The organism is Isoptericola sp. NPDC055063 (genome assembly GCF_053608125.1).
Window position 1 is genome coordinate 36,457 of sequence record NZ_JBSGUW010000013.1, and the last position, 16,480, is coordinate 52,936.

General features: G+C 73.8%; 21 protein-coding genes. 15 read left to right on the forward strand and 6 right to left on the reverse strand.

Annotated elements, in window-relative coordinates:
• Window positions 1-142: 142 nt before the first annotated feature.
• Window positions 143-625 (forward strand): NUDIX domain-containing protein, encoded by a 483-nt coding sequence (locus ACWF41_RS16060; RefSeq protein ID WP_380322176.1) that lies wholly within the window; start codon window positions 143-145, stop codon window positions 623-625.
• 76 nt (window positions 626-701) lie between these two features.
• Here the strand turns inward: ACWF41_RS16060 and ACWF41_RS16065 are convergent, their stop codons facing one another.
• Window positions 702-2,009: an Nramp family divalent metal transporter gene (locus tag ACWF41_RS16065; protein ID WP_380322172.1), complete on the reverse strand. Its 1,308-nt coding sequence runs from the start codon at window positions 2,007-2,009 to the stop codon at window positions 702-704.
• Between the two features lie 118 nt (window positions 2,010-2,127).
• On the opposite strand from ACWF41_RS16065, the gene ACWF41_RS16070 reads away from it, so the two are divergent.
• From ACWF41_RS16070 to ACWF41_RS16085, 4 genes are all read left to right on the forward strand, one after another.
• Window positions 2,128-3,423 (forward strand): glycosyltransferase 87 family protein, encoded by a 1,296-nt coding sequence (locus tag ACWF41_RS16070; protein WP_380322169.1) that lies wholly within the window; start codon window positions 2,128-2,130, stop codon window positions 3,421-3,423.
• 132 nt (window positions 3,424-3,555) lie between these two features.
• Window positions 3,556-5,403 carry a choice-of-anchor I family protein gene (locus ACWF41_RS16075; protein ID WP_380322166.1) on the forward strand — a complete coding sequence of 616 codons (1,848 nt, stop codon included), beginning with the start codon at window positions 3,556-3,558 and terminating at the stop codon, window positions 5,401-5,403.
• 81 nt (window positions 5,404-5,484) lie between these two features.
• A complete protein-coding gene (locus ACWF41_RS16080; RefSeq protein WP_380322163.1) occupies window positions 5,485-6,156 on the forward strand; it encodes an ANTAR domain-containing protein in 672 nt (223 codons plus the stop codon).
• An 84-nt stretch (window positions 6,157-6,240) separates the two neighbouring features.
• The gene (locus tag ACWF41_RS16085) at window positions 6,241-6,939 is read left to right on the forward strand and encodes an ANTAR domain-containing protein (protein WP_380322160.1); all 699 of its coding nucleotides are present in this window, start codon (window positions 6,241-6,243) and stop codon (window positions 6,937-6,939) included.
• 5 nt (window positions 6,940-6,944) lie between these two features.
• On the opposite strand, the gene ACWF41_RS16090 is transcribed toward ACWF41_RS16085, so the two are convergent.
• Window positions 6,945-7,583 (reverse strand): PAS and ANTAR domain-containing protein, encoded by a 639-nt coding sequence (locus ACWF41_RS16090; protein WP_380322157.1) that lies wholly within the window; start codon window positions 7,581-7,583, stop codon window positions 6,945-6,947.
• A gap of 112 nt (window positions 7,584-7,695) precedes the next feature.
• Between ACWF41_RS16090 and ACWF41_RS16095 the strand changes: the two genes are divergently transcribed.
• The 4 genes from ACWF41_RS16095 to ACWF41_RS16110 all read left to right on the forward strand — a co-directional run bounded on the left by ACWF41_RS16095 (window position 7,696) and on the right by ACWF41_RS16110 (window position 9,873).
• A complete protein-coding gene (locus ACWF41_RS16095) occupies window positions 7,696-8,091 on the forward strand; it encodes a hypothetical protein (protein WP_380322154.1) in 396 nt (131 codons plus the stop codon).
• Entirely contained in the window at window positions 8,091-8,597 is a 507-nt protein-coding gene (locus ACWF41_RS16100; protein ID WP_380322151.1) for a hypothetical protein, read from the forward strand. Before ACWF41_RS16095 ends, ACWF41_RS16100 begins: the two co-directional genes overlap by 1 nt.
• A gap of 36 nt (window positions 8,598-8,633) precedes the next feature.
• Window positions 8,634-9,170, forward strand: coding sequence for a P-loop NTPase family protein (locus tag ACWF41_RS16105; RefSeq protein ID WP_380322148.1), 537 nt, complete (start codon window positions 8,634-8,636; stop codon window positions 9,168-9,170).
• A gap of 76 nt (window positions 9,171-9,246) precedes the next feature.
• Window positions 9,247-9,873 (forward strand): dihydrofolate reductase family protein, encoded by a 627-nt coding sequence (locus ACWF41_RS16110; protein ID WP_380322145.1) that lies wholly within the window; start codon window positions 9,247-9,249, stop codon window positions 9,871-9,873.
• Here the strand turns inward: ACWF41_RS16110 and ACWF41_RS16115 are convergent.
• On the reverse strand, window positions 9,840-10,562 hold the full coding sequence (locus tag ACWF41_RS16115) for a hypothetical protein (RefSeq protein WP_380322142.1): 723 nt from the start codon (window positions 10,560-10,562) through the stop codon (window positions 9,840-9,842). The genes ACWF41_RS16110 and ACWF41_RS16115 overlap by 34 nt on opposite strands.
• 187 nt (window positions 10,563-10,749) lie before the next feature.
• Between ACWF41_RS16115 and ACWF41_RS16120 the strand changes: the two genes are divergently transcribed.
• The gene (locus ACWF41_RS16120) at window positions 10,750-11,238 is read left to right on the forward strand and encodes a DUF2087 domain-containing protein (protein WP_380322139.1); all 489 of its coding nucleotides are present in this window, start codon (window positions 10,750-10,752) and stop codon (window positions 11,236-11,238) included.
• Here ACWF41_RS16120 and ACWF41_RS16125 read toward each other — a convergent pair.
• A complete protein-coding gene (locus ACWF41_RS16125; RefSeq protein WP_380322136.1) occupies window positions 11,235-11,579 on the reverse strand; it encodes a hypothetical protein in 345 nt (114 codons plus the stop codon). The two genes, ACWF41_RS16120 and ACWF41_RS16125, sit on opposite strands and share 4 nt — an antisense overlap.
• Before the next feature lie 147 nt (window positions 11,580-11,726).
• On the opposite strand from ACWF41_RS16125, the gene ACWF41_RS16130 reads away from it, so the two are divergent.
• Window positions 11,727-12,158 carry a MarR family winged helix-turn-helix transcriptional regulator gene (locus tag ACWF41_RS16130; RefSeq protein WP_380322133.1) on the forward strand — a complete coding sequence of 144 codons (432 nt, stop codon included), beginning with the start codon at window positions 11,727-11,729 and terminating at the stop codon, window positions 12,156-12,158.
• Between the two features lie 2 nt (window positions 12,159-12,160).
• The gene (locus ACWF41_RS16135; protein WP_380322130.1) at window positions 12,161-12,751 is read left to right on the forward strand and encodes a TIGR03086 family metal-binding protein; all 591 of its coding nucleotides are present in this window, start codon (window positions 12,161-12,163) and stop codon (window positions 12,749-12,751) included.
• A gap of 39 nt (window positions 12,752-12,790) precedes the next feature.
• Here ACWF41_RS16135 and ACWF41_RS16140 read toward each other — a convergent pair whose 3' ends face one another.
• Complete coding sequence (locus ACWF41_RS16140) at window positions 12,791-13,285, reverse strand: hypothetical protein (protein WP_380322127.1); 495 nt, start codon at window positions 13,283-13,285, stop codon at window positions 12,791-12,793.
• 54 nt (window positions 13,286-13,339) lie between these two features.
• Here ACWF41_RS16140 and ACWF41_RS16145 point away from each other — a divergent pair, with 54 nt between their 5' ends.
• Entirely contained in the window at window positions 13,340-13,984 is a 645-nt protein-coding gene (locus tag ACWF41_RS16145) for a hypothetical protein (protein ID WP_380322124.1), read from the forward strand.
• A 78-nt stretch (window positions 13,985-14,062) separates the two neighbouring features.
• A complete protein-coding gene (locus ACWF41_RS16150; protein ID WP_380322121.1) occupies window positions 14,063-14,581 on the forward strand; it encodes a hypothetical protein in 519 nt (172 codons plus the stop codon).
• 191 nt (window positions 14,582-14,772) lie between these two features.
• On the opposite strand, the gene ACWF41_RS16155 is transcribed toward ACWF41_RS16150, so the two are convergent.
• Complete coding sequence (locus ACWF41_RS16155; RefSeq protein WP_380322118.1) at window positions 14,773-15,003, reverse strand: hypothetical protein; 231 nt, start codon at window positions 15,001-15,003, stop codon at window positions 14,773-14,775.
• A gap of 451 nt (window positions 15,004-15,454) precedes the next feature.
• On the opposite strand from ACWF41_RS16155, the gene ACWF41_RS16160 reads away from it, so the two are divergent.
• Entirely contained in the window at window positions 15,455-16,075 is a 621-nt protein-coding gene (locus ACWF41_RS16160) for a hypothetical protein (protein WP_380322115.1), read from the forward strand.
• Window positions 16,076-16,480: the final 405 nt, after the last annotated feature.

Consider the following 16,480-nt stretch of genomic DNA (forward strand, 5'->3'; position numbering starts at 1 on the left):
CCGCGACGGCGTCTCAGGTCAAGCGATACTCCGTCTCACCGCCGTCGGCCGAGGTAGTGCGGATCCCTGCGAGGCAGTTCGCAAGTCCGCGAGGTAGTCCGCATCTCGGCGAGGTAGTCCCGGAGCGGGCCACACTGTGGCCATGGCGACGACCAGCGCAGGCCTCCTGCTCTACCGGACCACGCCCGACGGCGGGCTCGAGGTGCTGCTCGGGCACATGGGCGGGCCGTTCTGGGCGCGCAAGGACGAGGGCGCGTGGACCGTGCTCAAGGGCGAGCTCGAGCCGGACGAGGAGCCGCACGCGGCAGCACTCCGCGAGGCCGCCGAGGAGCTCGGGCTGCCCCTTCCAGCACCACCGTCCCCGGACGTCGACCTCGGCGAGGTGCGGCAGAAGTCCGGCAAACGCGTCGTCGCGTGGGCCCGCGAGTGGCCGCCGCCCGGCCCGGACCTGGACCAGGTCCGCAGCAACACCGTGGAGATCGAGTGGCCGCCGCGCTCGGGGCGCCGCATCGAGGTGCCGGAGATCGACCGCGTCGCCTGGTTCGGGCCCGACGACGCGCGCCGCGTCGTCGTCAGCGCGCAGGCCGCGCTCGTCGACCGCCTCGAGACCGCCCTCCGGCCCTAGCGCGAACTACCTCGCGAAGTTGCGGACTACCTCGCGAAGTTGGGGACTACCTCGCGGAGAGGTGGACCACCTCGCGTCAGGCGGTGAACGTCAGCCAGAGCAGGGCGACGTTGAGCGCCACGATGACGGCGGCCACGGCCCACGCGGCCACCTGGGTGGCGAGCCCGTTCCGGAACCCGCCCAGCAGGCCGGCGTCGCGGGTGATGCGCACCAGCGGCACCATCGCGAACGGGATGCCGAAGCTCAGCACCACCTGGCTCACGACCAGCAGCCACGTGGGCGACACCCCGGTCGCCAGCAGCACCAGCGCGGGCACCAGGGTGACCAGCCGGCGGGTGAGCAGGGAGACGCGCACGCGCAGCAGCCCCGCCATGATCTCGGCACCCGCGTAGGCGCCGACCGACGTCGACGCGAGCCCGGACGCCAGCAGCCCGACGCCGAAGAGCACGGCCACGGCCGGGCCGAGCGACGACTCGATGGCGGCGTGCGCGCCCTCGATCGAGTCGGTGCCGGTGCGGCCGGGCAGGTTCGCGGCGGCGAGCAGCAGCATCGCGATGTTCACCCCGCCAGCCAGCACGAGCGCCGCGACCACGTCCCAGCGCGTGGCGGCGAGCAGCCGGCGGACGGCGGCGGGCGACGGCCGCGCGGGCTCGTCGTCCGGCATGTCGTCCACGCCCGCGACGCCCGCGGCGAGGAGGTGCTGCCGCTGCACGCGCGCGTCGTGCCGCACGCGGTCGCGCGCGAGCGACGAGTGCAGGTAGATGGCATGCGGCATCACCGTGGCGCCGAGCATCGACGCCGCCAGCAGCACCGACTCGGGGCCGGCGAGGCGCGGCACCAGGCCGCCCAGCACGGCGCCCAGGTCGGGCGGGGAGAAGAACAGGCCCGCGCAGAACCCGATCGTGAGCACCACGAGCATCGACGTCACGACCGACTCGAAGACGCGCTGCCCGCGCCGCTGCTGCACCGTGAGCACCAGCATCGACACCCCGCCGGTGATGAGGCCGCCCAGCACCAGCGGGACGCCGAACAGGAGGTGCAGGGCGATGGCGCCGCCGATCACCTCGGCGACGTCGGTGGCCATCGCGACGACCTCCGCCTGCACCCAGTAGGCGACGCGACCGCGCCGGGAGAGGCGCTCGCCGAGCACCTCCGGCAGCGAGCGCCCGGTGACCACGCCGAGCTTCGCGGACAGGTACTGCACCAGCACCGCCATGGCGTTCGCGGCCACCAGCACCCACACGAGCAGGTACCCGAACCGCGCGCCGGCGGTGAGGTTGGCGGCGACGTTCCCCGGGTCCACGTATGCGATGGCCGCGACGAAAGCCGGACCGAGCAGCGCCACGATCCGGGCCGGGCGCGCACCCTGGCCACGTCGGCTCACACGTCTCCTTCGGTCGGATCTTTTCGGGTAGCCGAAACTCTAGACGTTGATACCCGCATCTCGCATCCTCGCCCGCCTCCGCGGCCGCCGCGGAGGGAGGTCTGCCACGATGTCGGTCGTGCCCACCACGCAGCCCCTCTCCGCGCCGAGCGCCCCCGGTCCCGTCGGCGCGGCGCTCAGGTCCCGGTGGCTGCTGGCGCTCGGCTTCGTCGTCGTCCACGCGTGGGTGGTGAAGCAGGCCATCACCTGGGGAAACACCATCTACGGGGACGTCACGCTGTACGAGTGGTGGGCCCGCCACGGCCTCACCACCGGGCAGTGGCCGGTGCTCGACTACGACTGGGTGTACCCCGCCGGCGCGCTGGTCCCGGTCACGCTGCCCGCGCTCCTGTCGACGAGCGTCCTGGGGTACGAGATCGTCTGGACGGCGATGGTCGTGGCGCTCGACGCGGTCGCCACCGTCGTGCTGGTGCGGTCCGCCCCGCGCGGCGTGCTCGGCGCCTGGTGGTGGCTCGCGTTCCTCGTCGCGCTCGGCCCGATCTTCGTCGGGCGGCTCGACGGCGTCGTCGCGCCGCTCATCCTCGTCGCCCTGGTGGTCGCCTCCCGCCGCCCCGCCCTCGCGACGGCGATCGCCACGGCCGGGGCGTGGATCAAGATCGCGCCGGGCGCCGTCGTCGTCGCCCTGGCCGCGACCCGCGCGCGCTGGCGCGACCTGCTGCGGCACGTCGTCGTGCCGGGCGCGGCGGTCAGCGTGGTCGTCGTCGGGCTGGCCCTCGCGGGCGGCGCGGGCGAGCGCGCGTTCTCCGTCTTCGGCCAGCAGGAGGCGCGCACGCTGCAGGCCGAGTCCGTGCTCGCCACCTGGTTCAGCGTGGCGCGGCTGTGGGACCCGACGGTGCGGATCGAGTACAACGACGTCATCTACACCTACGAGGTACAGGGCGAGGCCGCCCGCCAGGTCGCGTCCACGCTGGACGTGCTGCTGCCGGTCGCCGTCCTCCTGCTCGCCGCCCTCACCTGGTGGACGGCGCACCGCCGCCCCGACCACGCCGGCGACATCCTGCTGCTCAGCACCACCGCCCTGCTGCTCGCGCTCATCGTGTTCAACAAGGTGGGCTCGCCCCAGTTCGTCGCGTGGATCGGGCCGCCGCTGGCCGCCGCGCTCGCGCTGGCCGGACGCGGCACGCGCCGGCTGTGGGGGCCGCCCGCCGTCGGGGCGCTCCTCGCCGCGCTCGGCACGCAGATCGTCTACCCCGTCGCCTACGGCGAGTTCCTCGCCGGCGAGCCCGCGATGATCGTCGTCGAGGGGCTGCGGAACCTGGCGCTCGTCGTGCTGCTCGTCGGCGCCGTCTGGCGCATCGCGCAGCTCGGGCGCGACGGCGTGCGGGACGTCGTGGGCGACGACGTGCCCGCCTGAACAGGCGCGTCCCAGGCGTTCACCGGCAGGTCGGCACCCGTTCACCACGGTCTTCCCGGGCCGCCATCCGTCCTCCCTACGGTCACCCCGAGGGCGCGCAGGTGCGCGCCACCGGCCGCCACGGAGGACCCCTTGCGCATCGCCCGCACCCCGCGACCCTCTGCTCCTCGGAACCCCGCACCCCGGCTCCCGCGCCGCACCGTCGTCGGCGCCTGCGCGACGACGCTCGCCGTCGCGCTGGCCGTGCCCGTCGCGCTCACCGCGTCGGCCCACCGCGACACGACGACCGGACTCGCGCGGCCCGGCGCCGGCGTCGTCACGCAGCCGGTGACGACCTCGGCCGACGACGCCCGCATCGCGCTGTCGCCCCTCGGCTCGCACGCCACGGGGGTCTTCGACGAGTCGGCGGCGGAGATCGTCGCCTACCACGCGCGCTCGCAGCGCCTGTTCTCGGTGAACGCGCAGGCGGGCGAGGTCACCGTGCTCGACGTCGCCGCGCCGTCCGCTCCTCGCAAGCTCTTCGCGCTGCGGACCACGGGCGTGCGGGCCGCGGACGGCAGCACCGTGCCCGACGGCGCGGTCGCGAACTCGGTCGCCGTGCGGCCCGACGGCCTCGGGGTCGTCGCCGTCGAGTCCCCCGACAAGGTCTCCGACGGCTGGCTCGTGCTGTTCGACGCCGCCGGCGACGGCCGGGCCCTCGGCGCGTGGCGCGTCGGCGCCCTGCCCGACATGGTGACGATCACGCCCGACGGGCGCAGCGCCGTCGTCGCCAACGAGGGCGAGCCCGCCGACGACTTCTCGGTCGACCCCGAGGGCTCCGTCTCCGTCGTCGCGCTCCCCGACCGCGTGTCCGGCAAGAAGCTCCCGGCCGTCACGCAGTCCGCCGTACGCGCCGCGACGTTCCACGCCTTCGAGGGCGACGCGCTGCCCGACGGCGTGCGCGTCTTCGGCCCGGACGTCGCGGGACCCGGCGGGTCCCTCGCCCACCGCGTGTCGCGCAACCTCGAGCCGGAGTACGTCACGGTGTCGAAGGACTCCCGCACCGCGTACGTCGCGCTGCAGGAGGCGAACGCCGTCGCCGAGGTGGACCTGCGCAGCGCGCGCACCATGGACCTGTGGTCGCTCGGCAGCAAGGACCACTCCGAGCCCGGCCAGGGCATCGACCCGTCCGACAAGGACGGCGTCGCCGCGATCCGCGAGGTGCCGGTCCGCGGGCTCTACATGCCCGACGGGATCGCCTCGTACACCTCGCGCGGGCGGACGTACCTCGTCACCGCGAACGAGGGCGACGCCCGCGAGTGGGGTGACTACGCCGAGCCCGCCCGGGTCAAGGACCTCGGCAAGGACGGGCACGCGCCGGTCTGCGCCGACTCCCCCGCCGCCGGGCTGCTCGGCGACGAGGACCTCGGCCGCCTCACCGTCACCACCGCGTCCGGGCTGCGCGCCGACGGCTCCTGCTACGAGCAGCTCTTCGCGTTCGGCGGCCGGTCGTTCTCGATCTGGAGCACCGGCGGCGAGCTCGTCTTCGACTCCGGCGACCAGTTCGAGCAGGTGACCGCCGACGCCCTCGGCGACGCGTTCAACACCAACCACACCGAGACCAAGGGCGACGGCCGCAGCGACGACAAGGGCCCCGAACCGGAGAACCTCGCGATCGGTGAGGTGTCGGGCCGCACCTACGCCTTCGTCGGGCTGGAGCGCGCCGGCGGCGTCATGGTCTACGACATCACGCGGCCCGAGCGGGCCGCGTTCGTCACCTACGTCTCGAACCGCGACTACTCGGTGTCCGTCGAGGACGCGATCGACGACGGCGCCGACCCCGGCACCGCGCTCGCCTCGGCCGGCGACCTAGGCCCCGAGGGGCTGGCGTTCGTCCCCGCGTCCGACTCCCCGACGCACCGGCCGCTGCTCGCCGTCGCCAACGAGGTGTCCGGCACCACGACGTTCTTCCAGGTCGACCGCCTCACCGGGCGCCGCTGACCCCCGGGCGGTCGGCGTCCCGGGTCCGCACCACGCGGCCCGGGACACCGGCGGCCCCGGGTGCCGAGTACCGTGCCTGTCATGACCCTCTCGCAGTACCTGGACGAGTGCGCCACCCGTGCGGCGCTGGTCCTCGGGCACGAGATCGAGGTCAGCGTGACGGTCCGCGAGCACGGCATCTCCCTGAAGGCGGGCAGCAGCTCCCGGGCCGCGGCGCGCTGCGACCAGGCCGAGGCCCGCGCTGACACGGGGCCCTGCATCGACGCGATGCGCGTGCGGGAGGCCCTCACCACCGACGTCGCCACGGCGCCCGCGCGCTGGGAGGCGTGGGCCACGGCCGCGAAGGACGCCGGGTTCGTGCAGGCGCTGGGCGCGCCGGCCGTCGTCGGCCCCGGGGTCCAGGTCGCGCTCAACGTGTACTCGCGCACCGGCGGGGACTGGCCCGCCGACTTCGTCGCGACCTGCACCGCCTACGCCCTGCTGACCGCGGACGCGGTGCGCCTCCAGCTCCAGTTCGCCGACCTCGAGGCCGCCGTCGCGGCCCTGCACCGGAGGATCGCCGACGACGTCGCCGTCGAGCGCGCCGTCGGGGTGCTGATGGCCGCGAACGACTGCACCGACGACGACGCCCGGCGGGTGCTCCGGGCCGCCTCGCAGGCGCGCGACCTCCCCCTGCGCGAGGTGGCCGACTCGATCGTGCGGACGCTCGTCCTCGGCGGTGAGGGCGACGTCATCGGAGAGACCGATCACTGACACCGCAGGCCGACATCGCGGCACGACGACGAGCACCGGCCATCGGTGGAAAACTGGCCCCGGCGCGACAGGACGGAGCCAGCGGTGAACACCTCCGAGCTTCTGGGGCTCCTCGCCCGCGCCCTCACCGAGGTCGAAGGGGCCGACCTCTCCCCCGCGACGCGCCTCGGCCGCGCGTGCGTCGCCGTCCTGGGGGCGCAGGGCGGCACCGTGACCGTGGCGGCGTCGCCCGGCGAGCAGCTCACGATCACGACCTCCGGGGGCACGTCCGCGGAGCTCGGCGCCATGCAGGAGGTGCTGGGCGACGGGCCCGGGCACGTGGCGATCGCCGAGGACAGGATCGTGGTCACGCCCCTGCGGCCCGGCGCCGTCCCGGACGACGTCTTCTCCCTGTTCGCCGGCGGGGGCAGCGAGGACGCCACCTGGTACGCCGTGCCGATGCGGGTGGGCGGCATCCCGGTCGGTGCGCTCGGGCTGTACGTCGCGGGGTCGTCGCTCGCCCGCAGCCTGGAGGAGGCGCAGTTCCTCGCCGACGCCGTGGGGACCGCCGTGCTCGGCGAGGCCGACGAGGACGGCGCCTCCGCCCGCGCCCAGGTGCACCAGGCCACGGGGATGGCGGCCATCCAGCTGCGGCTGCCGCCCCCGGACGCGCTGGCCGTGCTCCGGGCGCACGCCTTCGCGCAGGGGGCGACGCTGGAGGCCGTGGCGCACGACGTCGTGACGCGGCGGCTGTCGTTCGCCGGCACCGAGACCGTCGAGTCGCGCCGCTCCGACGAGACCTGAGGGGCTCAGTCCGTCCGGAGCGGCGTGAGCAGCCCCTGGACCGTGGCGCGACGGTCCAGGTCCTGCCGGTGCGCGACCGCGACGATCTCGCGGGCCAGCTCGCGGATCGGGACGTTGTGGTCGTTGGAGGTACGGCGCATCATCCCGAACGCGGTGTCGGGGTCCACGTCGTAGAGCACGGCGACCATGCCCTTGGCCTGCTCGATCACCCCGCGGCTCTCGGCCGCGGTGCGGATGTCGGCCGACGCGCGCGCGTCGGCGCGCTCCGCGACCACGGCGGTGAGGTCGACGACGAATCCCTCGAGCACGAACGGCCCGGCCGCCTCCTCACGCACGCCCCGCCCGACGACGGCGATCGTGAGCTCGCGGCCACGCGCGTCGAGCAGCCGGTGCACCACGGAGAACGCCTCGCCCGTGCGCGTCGCCGCCTCGAGGGCCTCGCGGGTGCGGTCGCGGTCCTCCGCGTGCACGTGGGAGAGCACAAGCTCGGTGGTGGGCACCACCTCGCGCGGGGCGAAGCCGTGCAGGACGTACACCTCGTCCGTCCAGGCCCACAGGCCGGACGCCGGCTCGAGCCTGAACTGACCGACCAGGCGCGGGGGCTCGAGCGTCTGCCCCTCGGCTGCCACGGTGTCTACGGGCAAGGTCGCCTCCGACCACATGAAGCACACCGGCCGTTCCTTGACCGGAGATGACGACCCTAGCAAGCGGCGGGCCGGTCGGGACGACGGCGGCGCGGACCGCTACGTTGGGCGCGTGCCGACACCGCCGTCGCCTCTCCGCCCCGCCCGCCGCGCCGTCCTGGGCGCGACCTTGCTCGTCGCCGTCCTCGCTCCGGCAGGATGCACCGCCCTCCCGTCGCACGCAGGCGGTTCGCTCGAGGTCGAGGTGCTGTCCACCTGGTGCGACGACGGGTGCACGACCGCCCCCGCGGCCGGCGCCGAGGTCGAGGTGCTCCTCGGCACGGACCCCGTCGACCGCGGGACGTCCGACGCCGACGGCATGACCCGGTTCGAGCTCGACTCGGTCGGCACGTTCGAGGTCGTCGCGCACGTGGGCGAGGTGACGTCGCTGCCCTCGCAGGTGGACGTCCAGGGCGGGGGCGGCCTGACCGACGTGACGATCATGGTCCAGGCACCGGGGAGTCCGTGATGTCGGCCCGACGACGGCACCCAGGCACGACGCTTCGCTCCGCCCTCGGCCGGGTGCTCGGCGTCGTCGCCCTCCTCGTGACGACGGGGATGTCGGCCGGGTGCGGGGTCTTCCCGCAGACCGCGTACTGCGGCTCGAGCGACCCGGTGGTCACGCCCACGAGGGCGGCACCCGGCGACAAGCTCGACGTCCGGATCACCGGCGGGGGCGGCGTCGACTGCTCGACCGACCTGCCGGACCACGCCCGGTACACGATCTGGATCATGTCGCGCGTGGACGGGACGGGAGACGACGACCTCGGCACCCACTACTACTCAGCCGACCTCGCCACCCTCGACCCGGACGAGGACGGCGCCGCGCGCAGCACCGTGGCCGTGCCGCAGGACATGCCGCCCGGCCCGGCGACGATCTCGGTGGACCTCGAGAACGCCATGACCGTGTGCGAGATCGACCCGAGCATGTCGTGCGCGCCGGACCCGTTCGCATTGATCGAGATCGCGGAGTGAGCGGCCCGGGCCGCACGCCCTGCTAGGTTGCCGCGGGTGCGCAGGGTGTCGGTGGTCGGGGCGGCAGGGTCCGGGAAGTCGACGCTCACCCGGGAGCTGGCGGTGCGGCTCGGCGTGCGGCGCGTCGAGGTGGACGCGCTGTTCTGGGGGCCGGACTGGACCCCCCGCCCGCGCGACGCCTTCGAGGCGGACGTCCGGCGCGAGGTCGCCGGCGACGCGTGGGTGATCGACGGCAACTACTCCGCGCTGCTGCCGGAGGTCTGGGCGCGGGCGGACGCCGTGGTCTGGCTCGACCCGCCCCGCCGGGTCGTCATGGCGCAGGTGTACCGGCGCACGGTGGCCCGCGCCGTCGACCGGACCGAGCTCTGGCCGGGCACCGGCAACCGGCAGCGCTGGCGCGACGTCTTCGCACCCTGGCGCAAGGACGGCATCGTGCGCTGGTCGTGGGACCAGGTGGGGCGCTACCCCGAGCGGTACGGCGCGGCGATGGCCGACCCTGCGCACGCGCACCTGGAGTTCCACCGGCTGCGGTCGCGCGGCGCGGTCGACGCGTTCCTCGCGGCCGCCCGCTGAGCCCAGGTCGGCTGGTCCCGAGGTCCGCTGATCCACGGGGGCGATGACTCCATGACGCCGGGGCGGTCCACCCGTCATGACCAGAGTGGTGGGTGACATCTCGATCTCCCTGGACGGGTACGTCACCGGGCCGCACCCGGGCCCCGAGAACGGGCTGGGCGACGGGGGCGAGGCCCTCCACACGTGGGCGTTCAGCGACGACCCGGTCGACCGGGAGCAGCTCCGGTCGGCCACCGCGCGCAGCGGCGCCGTCGTGCTCGGGCGACACCTGTTCGACGTCGTCGACGGGCCGCAGGGCTGGGACGACGAGGTGGGCTACGGCGCGCTCGAGGTGGGGACGCCCCCGTTCTTCGTCGTCACGCGGCACGAGCCCGCGCGCACGCGCCTCGCGTTCTGGACCTTCGTCACGACCGGCCTGCACGACGCCGTTGAGCATGCGCGCGCTGCCGCCGACGACGTGGCCGCGGAAGCCGGCGACGACCGCGACGTCGTCCTCATGGGCGGCGGGCTCACCGTCGGGTCGGCGCTGGACGCCGGGCTGCTCGACGCCCTGGTGCTGCACCTGTCCCCCGTCGTCCTCGGGTCCGGGACACCGCTGTTCGTCGGCGGCCGACGGCACGCCCTGGTGCAGCGGACCGTGACGCCGTCGACGACGGCCGTGCACGTGGTCTACGACGTCGACGCCCGCGTGCCCGTGCGCTGATCGCCGTCGAGCACGAGGTCCGCGAGCGCCCGCCGCAGGGCGGCGGTGCCCGGGCCGGGCTCGAACGCGGGGATGCGCAGGAAGTCCTCGAGGTCGGCGCGGGAGAAGTCGCCGAGCCGGTCGGCGCGGCCGTCGCGGATGGACTCGAAGACCGTCGGGCCATGCACGAAGACCGGGTCGGTGAGCCGCAGCCCGCCGTCGGCGGCCTGGAGGATGTGGCCGGGCCGGATGTCGGCGCCGCCCCAGAGGCGGTAACGGCGGGCGCCGGCGGCGAGCAGGTCCTCGATGCGGCGGCGCAGGTCCACGACGTCGGGGTGGTCGGCGAGGTCGGCGGGCACGTCGTCGGACGGAGCGGCGTCGGTGGCGCTGGTGATGCCGAGGGACTTCACCAGGCCCAGCGCCCGGCCCTCGTCCGCGGGGTGCAGGCGCTCCATGACGACGACGTAGCCGCGGTGGCGCAGGGGCACCACGTCGTCGATCCGCACGACGAGCGGGTGCGGCCGAGCGGCGAACTCGTCGGCGAAGAGCCGGTACGCCGGGTCGAACGGCGTGACCCGCGCGGCCAGGGAACCGTCCGGGGACGCGAGCACCCACGCCCAGTCACCCGTACCGATCAGGCTCCAGCTGTGCGCCTCGAGCACAGCGCGCGCGTCGTCGGCGGTGGCGTCGGGGTCGATCGTCGGGAGCACGGCCCCAGCATCGGCCGGTGCAACCCACGCCGTCAGGTCCTTTTCGCGTACGGGAGCACGACGTAGTACCCGATGACGGTGAGCGGCGCTGAAGTGGCGCCAGGTGCTACGTCGAGGCTGCGATTGCGCCCATGTGTCGTCGTCGCCCGCCCCATACCCTGACCCGGGAACGAGCGGAGGAGATCGGGTGCTGGACGACGAGGGCGTGCGCGACACGCTGAAGCGGTGTCGGATGCTGATCGGTGCGGTCCGCGCGCCGAAGTTGCGCCAGGACCTGGCGTCGGCGCTCGACGGCGGCGCGGACGTGGGCCCGCAGGTCGCGGCGCTGCGCTGGTTCGACGACGGGGATCCCGACCAGCGTCGGCTGGCCGATGACGCCGCGGCGCTCGGCAGGCTGCTGTCGGAGCACGGGATCCTGGCGTACGGGCCGATCTCGGAGTGGCCCGCGCGGGAGCAGGACCGGCCGGGGCTCGCGCGCGCCGTCGTCGACCGGGCGTTCGTGGGCGAGCGACGCGGCTGGATGACCGAGGTCGAGCTGAACGCGCGCCTGGCGATGCTGTTCTTCGACCCGTCCGGGCTGCGCCGGTTCGCCGTGGACACCGGCATCCTGGAGCGGGAGGCGGACGGCTCGCGCTACTGGCGGGCCACTGACCAGCGCGGACTCGCTGCGGTCTAGAAGGGCGCGAGCGTCTCGAGCAGGATGGCGCCGACCATCCCGGCGAGCGACAACGAGATGACCAGCACGGGCGCCCGGCGACGCCGGCGGAGGGCGCCGACCTCCGCGCCGAGCACCCAGACGAAGAGCACGAGGGTCAGGAGCCGCCACACCACGCCGCCCACGGAGGGCGCGTCGACGACGGTGAGGACGTGCCGCCACCACGCGCTGACGAAGAGGCCGGCCACGCCCGCCTGGATCAGCGCGAGGCCCGTCACGGCCGCCGCCCGCAGCAGCCGGTCGCCGCGGTCGTCGGCGTCCGCCCCGGCGAGCTCGTAGCCGTCCGTGCGTCGCGCTGCCATCGTCGGTGGTCTCCCGCTGGTCGTGGGTGGCGCCGGTCGCCGGCGCCTGGCCGACCAGTGTCCGGCGCGGAGGCGCGAAAGTACAACCATCCTGGCGAGATTCGTCACCTCCTGACAATGATCACCAAGTGGTGATAATTTTGTGTCATGGCCTCGCCGGAACGTCGTGACCTCCTCGGGCTGCTCGGCCCGCTCTACCGCAGCCTGCGGCGCGCGGAGGACCGCTGCGCGCAGGCGGCCGGGCTGTCGATGTGGCAGTACGCGGTGCTGTCCGTCGCCGCGCGGGAGGAGGGGCTGAGCCAGACCCAGCTCGCCGACCGGCTCGGGTACAGCCGGAACCGGATCGTCGGCGACCTCGACGTCCTGCAGGCCCGCGGCCTCGCCGAGCGCCGCGCGGGCGCCGACCGGCGCCGCAACGCCATCCACGTGACCCCCGCCGGGGTCGCCACGGTCGCCGAGATCCAGGGGGCCATCTGGGCCGCCGAGGACGAGCTGCTGGCCCACCTGCCGGCGGGCGGCCGCGCGTCGTTGCAGTCGCTCCTCGAGCACGTCGGGGCGCGGCCCGAACCGAGAGGCTGATCATGGACACGTCCGCGCTGCACACGGCTACCGAGGCGTTCGCCGCCCTCGTCTCGGAGGTGACGCCCGGCGACCTCGCCGCGCCCACCCCCTGCGAGGGCTGGGACGTTGCGGACCTCTACCGCCACGTCGTCACCGAGAACGTCCACTTCGGCCAGGCCGTCGCGGGCACCGAGGGTGCGCCGTCGGACCTGGAGCAGCCGCCCGGCCTCGACCGCGTCGGCCCCGCCTGGCCCGGGCTGGAGACGACCTACCGCCGCACCGCCGGCCTCATGGAGCGCGCCTTCGCCGACGTCACCGATCCCGAGCAGCGGCGACCCGTACCAGGCGTGCGGGGCGAGCGCGCCGTCGCCGACCTCTACGAGATGCAGCTGTGCGACACCGTCATCCACACCTGGGACCTCGCCCGCGCCCTCGGCCTCGAGGACGACGACGTCGACCCCGCCCTCGCGCAGCGCGTGCTGCGGCGCATGCAGGCCGGACCCGACACCTCCCGCGGCCCCGGCCGCGCGTTCGCCGAGGTCCGCGGTGCGGCCCGCCCCGGCGCCGGCGTCCTCGAGCAGATCATCCTGCTGTCCGGCCGGACGCCCTGAGGGGCGTCGGGCCCGCACCGGGAGCCGTCGCCCGGGCCGTCAGCGCGCGGTGACGATCCCCTCGCGTCCGAGGTGCGCTCCGACGGGCCCGTCCCGCCAGTCGAGGTCATAGAGGCTGACCTGGATGCGGGTCGTCGCCGGGTGCGCGCCCAGACCGGGAGGAAGGACCGTCGCCCGGCCGCGCGAGTCCAGCGCGAGGATCTCGGGGTCGCGGACCTGCAGCTCGTCGACGACGAGGAGCAGCTGGTGGCGCCGACGCGCCACCCCGGTGACGTGGTCCCAGGGGACCTGGAGCCGGTAGCGGTCCCGCTGGACCGCGAGCCCGTCGTCGGAGACGGTGAGGGTGCGGCGCCGGGCCCGCGCCCAGGCGAACGGGACCGACAGGAGCATCACCGCGCCGAAGGCGACGGCTCCCGCGACCCCGGACGGCCCCACCAGGGCCGCGAGGCCGAAGGCCGCGGCCGTCACCGCGACGGGTGGCACGACGGCGCTCACGAGCACGACGGCCGGTCGGAGGCGGAGCTGCTGCGGCATGGGACCGAACCGTAGCGTCCACCGACGGCCCGTGGTACCGCTACTCTTCGCGTCGTGAACGACGACGTGGTCGAGCTGAAGGTCCGCTTCCGCCGACGGACCGGGAAGATCGCCATCGCGGTCGCCGCCGTGCTGGTGCTCCTCGTGACGTGGTGGACGGTCTCGGGAACGGCGGCGGTGGCGATGGGGTCCGCAGCGTCGTCCGGCGTGGGGCACTGGGACCAGTGCAAGTACGCCGACGACGATTTCTGGGCCCTGTACGCCCAGGACGAGGCGCCCGTGGCGGTCCAGACCATCCGCAACGACGGGCGGTGGCCCGTCGTGGTGGTCAGCCGGCGGCCAGAGGCCTTCCGCTTCAGCCCGCCGCCGGCCGACTTCCGGGACGACTCGATCTTCCCCGCCGATCCGGCCGACGGGGCTCCGCCGGAGTCGGAGACGTCGGACCGTGTCACCATCCCGCCCGGCCGGGAGGCGTCGATGTGGATCATCGACCCGTTCCGGCGTGTCGACGGCGCCATGGTGTTCGGCCAGACGCGCTCCAACGACCGGGAGGGTGCCGAGAGCGCGCCTGTCACCGTCTGGTCGCTCGGCGTCCCCCGCGACGTCGACATCGCCCTCCTCGGCACCCTGTGGCAGAGCCCGCTGACCAGCGACTCGTCGGACTTCCAGGACGAGCTCGCGCTGCTGTGCGACGAGTGATCCGGCGATCGGTGGGGCACCGACGTCGATAGGCTCGCGAGCGTGGACCGACCAGGAGCTCCGGTGCAAGGTCAGGAGATGTCCGCCTACCCTCCGGCTCCTCCGCTGGCGGTGGACTGGACGCGGGCCCGCGCGGCGCTGTCGACCGTCGCCCTGCTCGGGGTGGAGACGGTCATCAGCCTGGGCGTGATGTTCGGGACGGGCCTGCTGGTCTGCGTGGTGTCGGGCCCGTACGAGGACCTGCTCTCGGTGGTCGGGTGGGTGTTCTGGAGCGCTGTCTTCGCCGTCGTCACGACGGGGGCGGTCCTCGTCGTCGGGCTCCCGCTCCGCTTGGCCCGGCCCCTGCGCTCGTGGTGGGAGCGCAACGGGGAAGTCATGCTGCTGGGCGTGCTGGTGGGCGTCGCCCTCGTCGTCGGTGCCTTCGTCGCGGGGCATCCCGGCACCGTGAACGCGGACGGCGTCGAGCTGGCGGTGTACGAACCGCAGTGGGTTCTCCTGCTGGCCGGCTGGGTCGTGCTGGCGTTCTCGTGCGCGTACGTGCGCTGGCCGCGCCGCTGGACACCCCGGAGAACGACGAAGGGCCCCACGCCCGCGTGATGCGGGTGGGCCCTTCAGGTGGCGGTAGCGGTGGGCTCCAAAACGGCGCGTTGGTTCGCCCTGCTCGCTCGGGGTGTTCTGGCATCTGACCTGGTCTTTTACGGCTTCGTCCGTTGGATCGGGTTGCACCCGCCGGCTCCGATCTGCCGTCCAAAAAGGAGGCAATTCGGCGACCTACCGACCGTTAGCCGCTACGAGCTGCTGTCCGTGCTGCGACCGCGCCGTCGTGCGATCAGCGACTCCACAGTCATCCCGACGGCACCGATGACCGCCAGAAGCCAGAGCACAGTGAGGGGCGCTCGAATCCAGTCCGTCAGGACTCCTTCGGTCCACCAGATCATGAGGAACCAGGCGACGAGGAACATGCCCAGCAAGACGTGCCGCCAAACGTTGCGCAACCGGCTCGGCCCGTCCATCGGCATGACGCGAAGAGTACTGCCGACATGGGCCATGTCGGAGCCCACGCCGCGGCCGTCGTGCAGCGCCAGCAGGAGGCCCGGTGCACAGGGAGGCGCCGTACCGATAGCGGAGCATAAGAGGTCGTCGGAGGTCCGGGTCAAGGGTGGCCGCAGGCCATCGCGTAGCGACGCCGCAGGCGCCCTTGACGCGGGCCGGAGGCGGCCGGATGCTCGGCGGTCGGTACGGGGCCGGACAGCGAGACGCCGCACGTACTCAGCCACGAATTGCGGACGGTACACGCTTGGCATCACCGTCGAGCGAGGTCCCGGAGTCATAGCCCTGCTCCCGGCGATTGACGCTCGACGCTGGTCCCGCGATGATCCCCAGGCAGTGCACGCCACCGCAGACGCGCAAGTTCCTCTTTCGAGCAGCACACGCGGTGTCCTGGACCCGGAGCAAAGGTTGACAGAAGACATGGAGCAAGCTGGTCCCGAGCCAAGGTCGGCGAACCTCGGTGCCGCCGGAGGTGCGGAGCTTGCCAACGGAGACGTGATCTATCGCGTGTCACCCGGCCTCCGAGTGGGCACCGCTGTGGCCGCGCCGCTGTGGATACTCCTGTTCCTTGCCCTCACCACCGTCCCCCTTCACCCCGATGACACGCTTGGCAGCATCCTGTTCGGGTACACCCTCGTCGGGGGCGGCGGTGTCTTCGCCCTCCTGATCGGTCGCGGATGGATCCGCGTCTCTGATGAGGGGATCAGCACCCGCAACATCTTGACGTCGACGTGGGTCCCGTGGAACGAGGTGGAGGCCCTCGAGTCCGGATCGAAGGTCGGCATCGTCAAGCGCGACGGTCAGACGTGGTGGTGCTGGGCGGTCCAGCGAGCGAACATCGCTGGAATGCTCAATCGGCGCTCCCGGGTCGACCGGGTCGTCGGTGAAATCGAGCTCCGTCATGCCAGGGCCACCTCGGTCTCGGTCCCCGAGCCTGGCGACAACATCTCCCGCAGGTCGCTGATACGACCTGCGTGGTGGGAATGGATCGTCATCGCCGGGTACGTGGCCACAGCCATCGTGGGGCTCGCCGGCACTTAGGGTGCGGGCCACGCGCGGGCGCGGTTCGACGCGGGCCAGTGTTAGGCGAACGCGATGCGCCGTGACCCGCACGCGACGTACGGCGCGCAACCACGGCGGAACCACGGAAGCGACCCTCGCAAGTAGCGCCAGGCCGCGTTGTTCCTGTGAGGTACGCCGGCCGGAGCGGGCGGTGGGGTGCGCGCAGCGAGCGGAGCGAGCGAAGCGCGGGGCCCCGACGTCTGCTCCGGCCGGCGTGCCGAGCGCGGCGCATGCCGCGCCTTGAGTCAGTAGAGAAAGTCCTCACGACATGACGGCGTCAAGCAGGTCCCGCTTCAAGGCAGACTTGGACCTGACCTGCCCCTCCCCCGGGTTCGGGAAGACGCACCCGAAGCCGCGGAGACACCCTTGAGACCGGCTTACCCA

What these genes read in the sequence shown, in the direction of transcription:
- ACWF41_RS16060 (WP_380322176.1), top strand. Translation starts at nt 143, where the DNA reads ATGGCGACGACCAGCGCAGGCCTCCTGCTCTACCGGACCACGCCCGAC.
- ACWF41_RS16080 (WP_380322163.1), top strand. Translation starts at nt 5,485, where the DNA reads ATGACCCTCTCGCAGTACCTGGACGAGTGCGCCACCCGTGCGGCGCTG.
- ACWF41_RS16100 (WP_380322151.1), top strand. Translation starts at nt 8,091, where the DNA reads ATGTCGGCCCGACGACGGCACCCAGGCACGACGCTTCGCTCCGCCCTC.
- ACWF41_RS16110 (WP_380322145.1), top strand. Translation starts at nt 9,247, where the DNA reads ATGACCAGAGTGGTGGGTGACATCTCGATCTCCCTGGACGGGTACGTC.
- ACWF41_RS16125 (WP_380322136.1), bottom strand. Translation starts at nt 11,579, where the DNA reads ATGGCAGCGCGACGCACGGACGGCTACGAGCTCGCCGGGGCGGACGCC.
- ACWF41_RS16130 (WP_380322133.1), top strand. Translation starts at nt 11,727, where the DNA reads ATGGCCTCGCCGGAACGTCGTGACCTCCTCGGGCTGCTCGGCCCGCTC.
- ACWF41_RS16135 (WP_380322130.1), top strand. Translation starts at nt 12,161, where the DNA reads ATGGACACGTCCGCGCTGCACACGGCTACCGAGGCGTTCGCCGCCCTC.
- ACWF41_RS16140 (WP_380322127.1), bottom strand. Translation starts at nt 13,285, where the DNA reads ATGCCGCAGCAGCTCCGCCTCCGACCGGCCGTCGTGCTCGTGAGCGCC.
- ACWF41_RS16150 (WP_380322121.1), top strand. Translation starts at nt 14,063, where the DNA reads ATGTCCGCCTACCCTCCGGCTCCTCCGCTGGCGGTGGACTGGACGCGG.
- ACWF41_RS16155 (WP_380322118.1), bottom strand. Translation starts at nt 15,003, where the DNA reads ATGCCGATGGACGGGCCGAGCCGGTTGCGCAACGTTTGGCGGCACGTC.
- ACWF41_RS16160 (WP_380322115.1), top strand. Translation starts at nt 15,455, where the DNA reads ATGGAGCAAGCTGGTCCCGAGCCAAGGTCGGCGAACCTCGGTGCCGCC.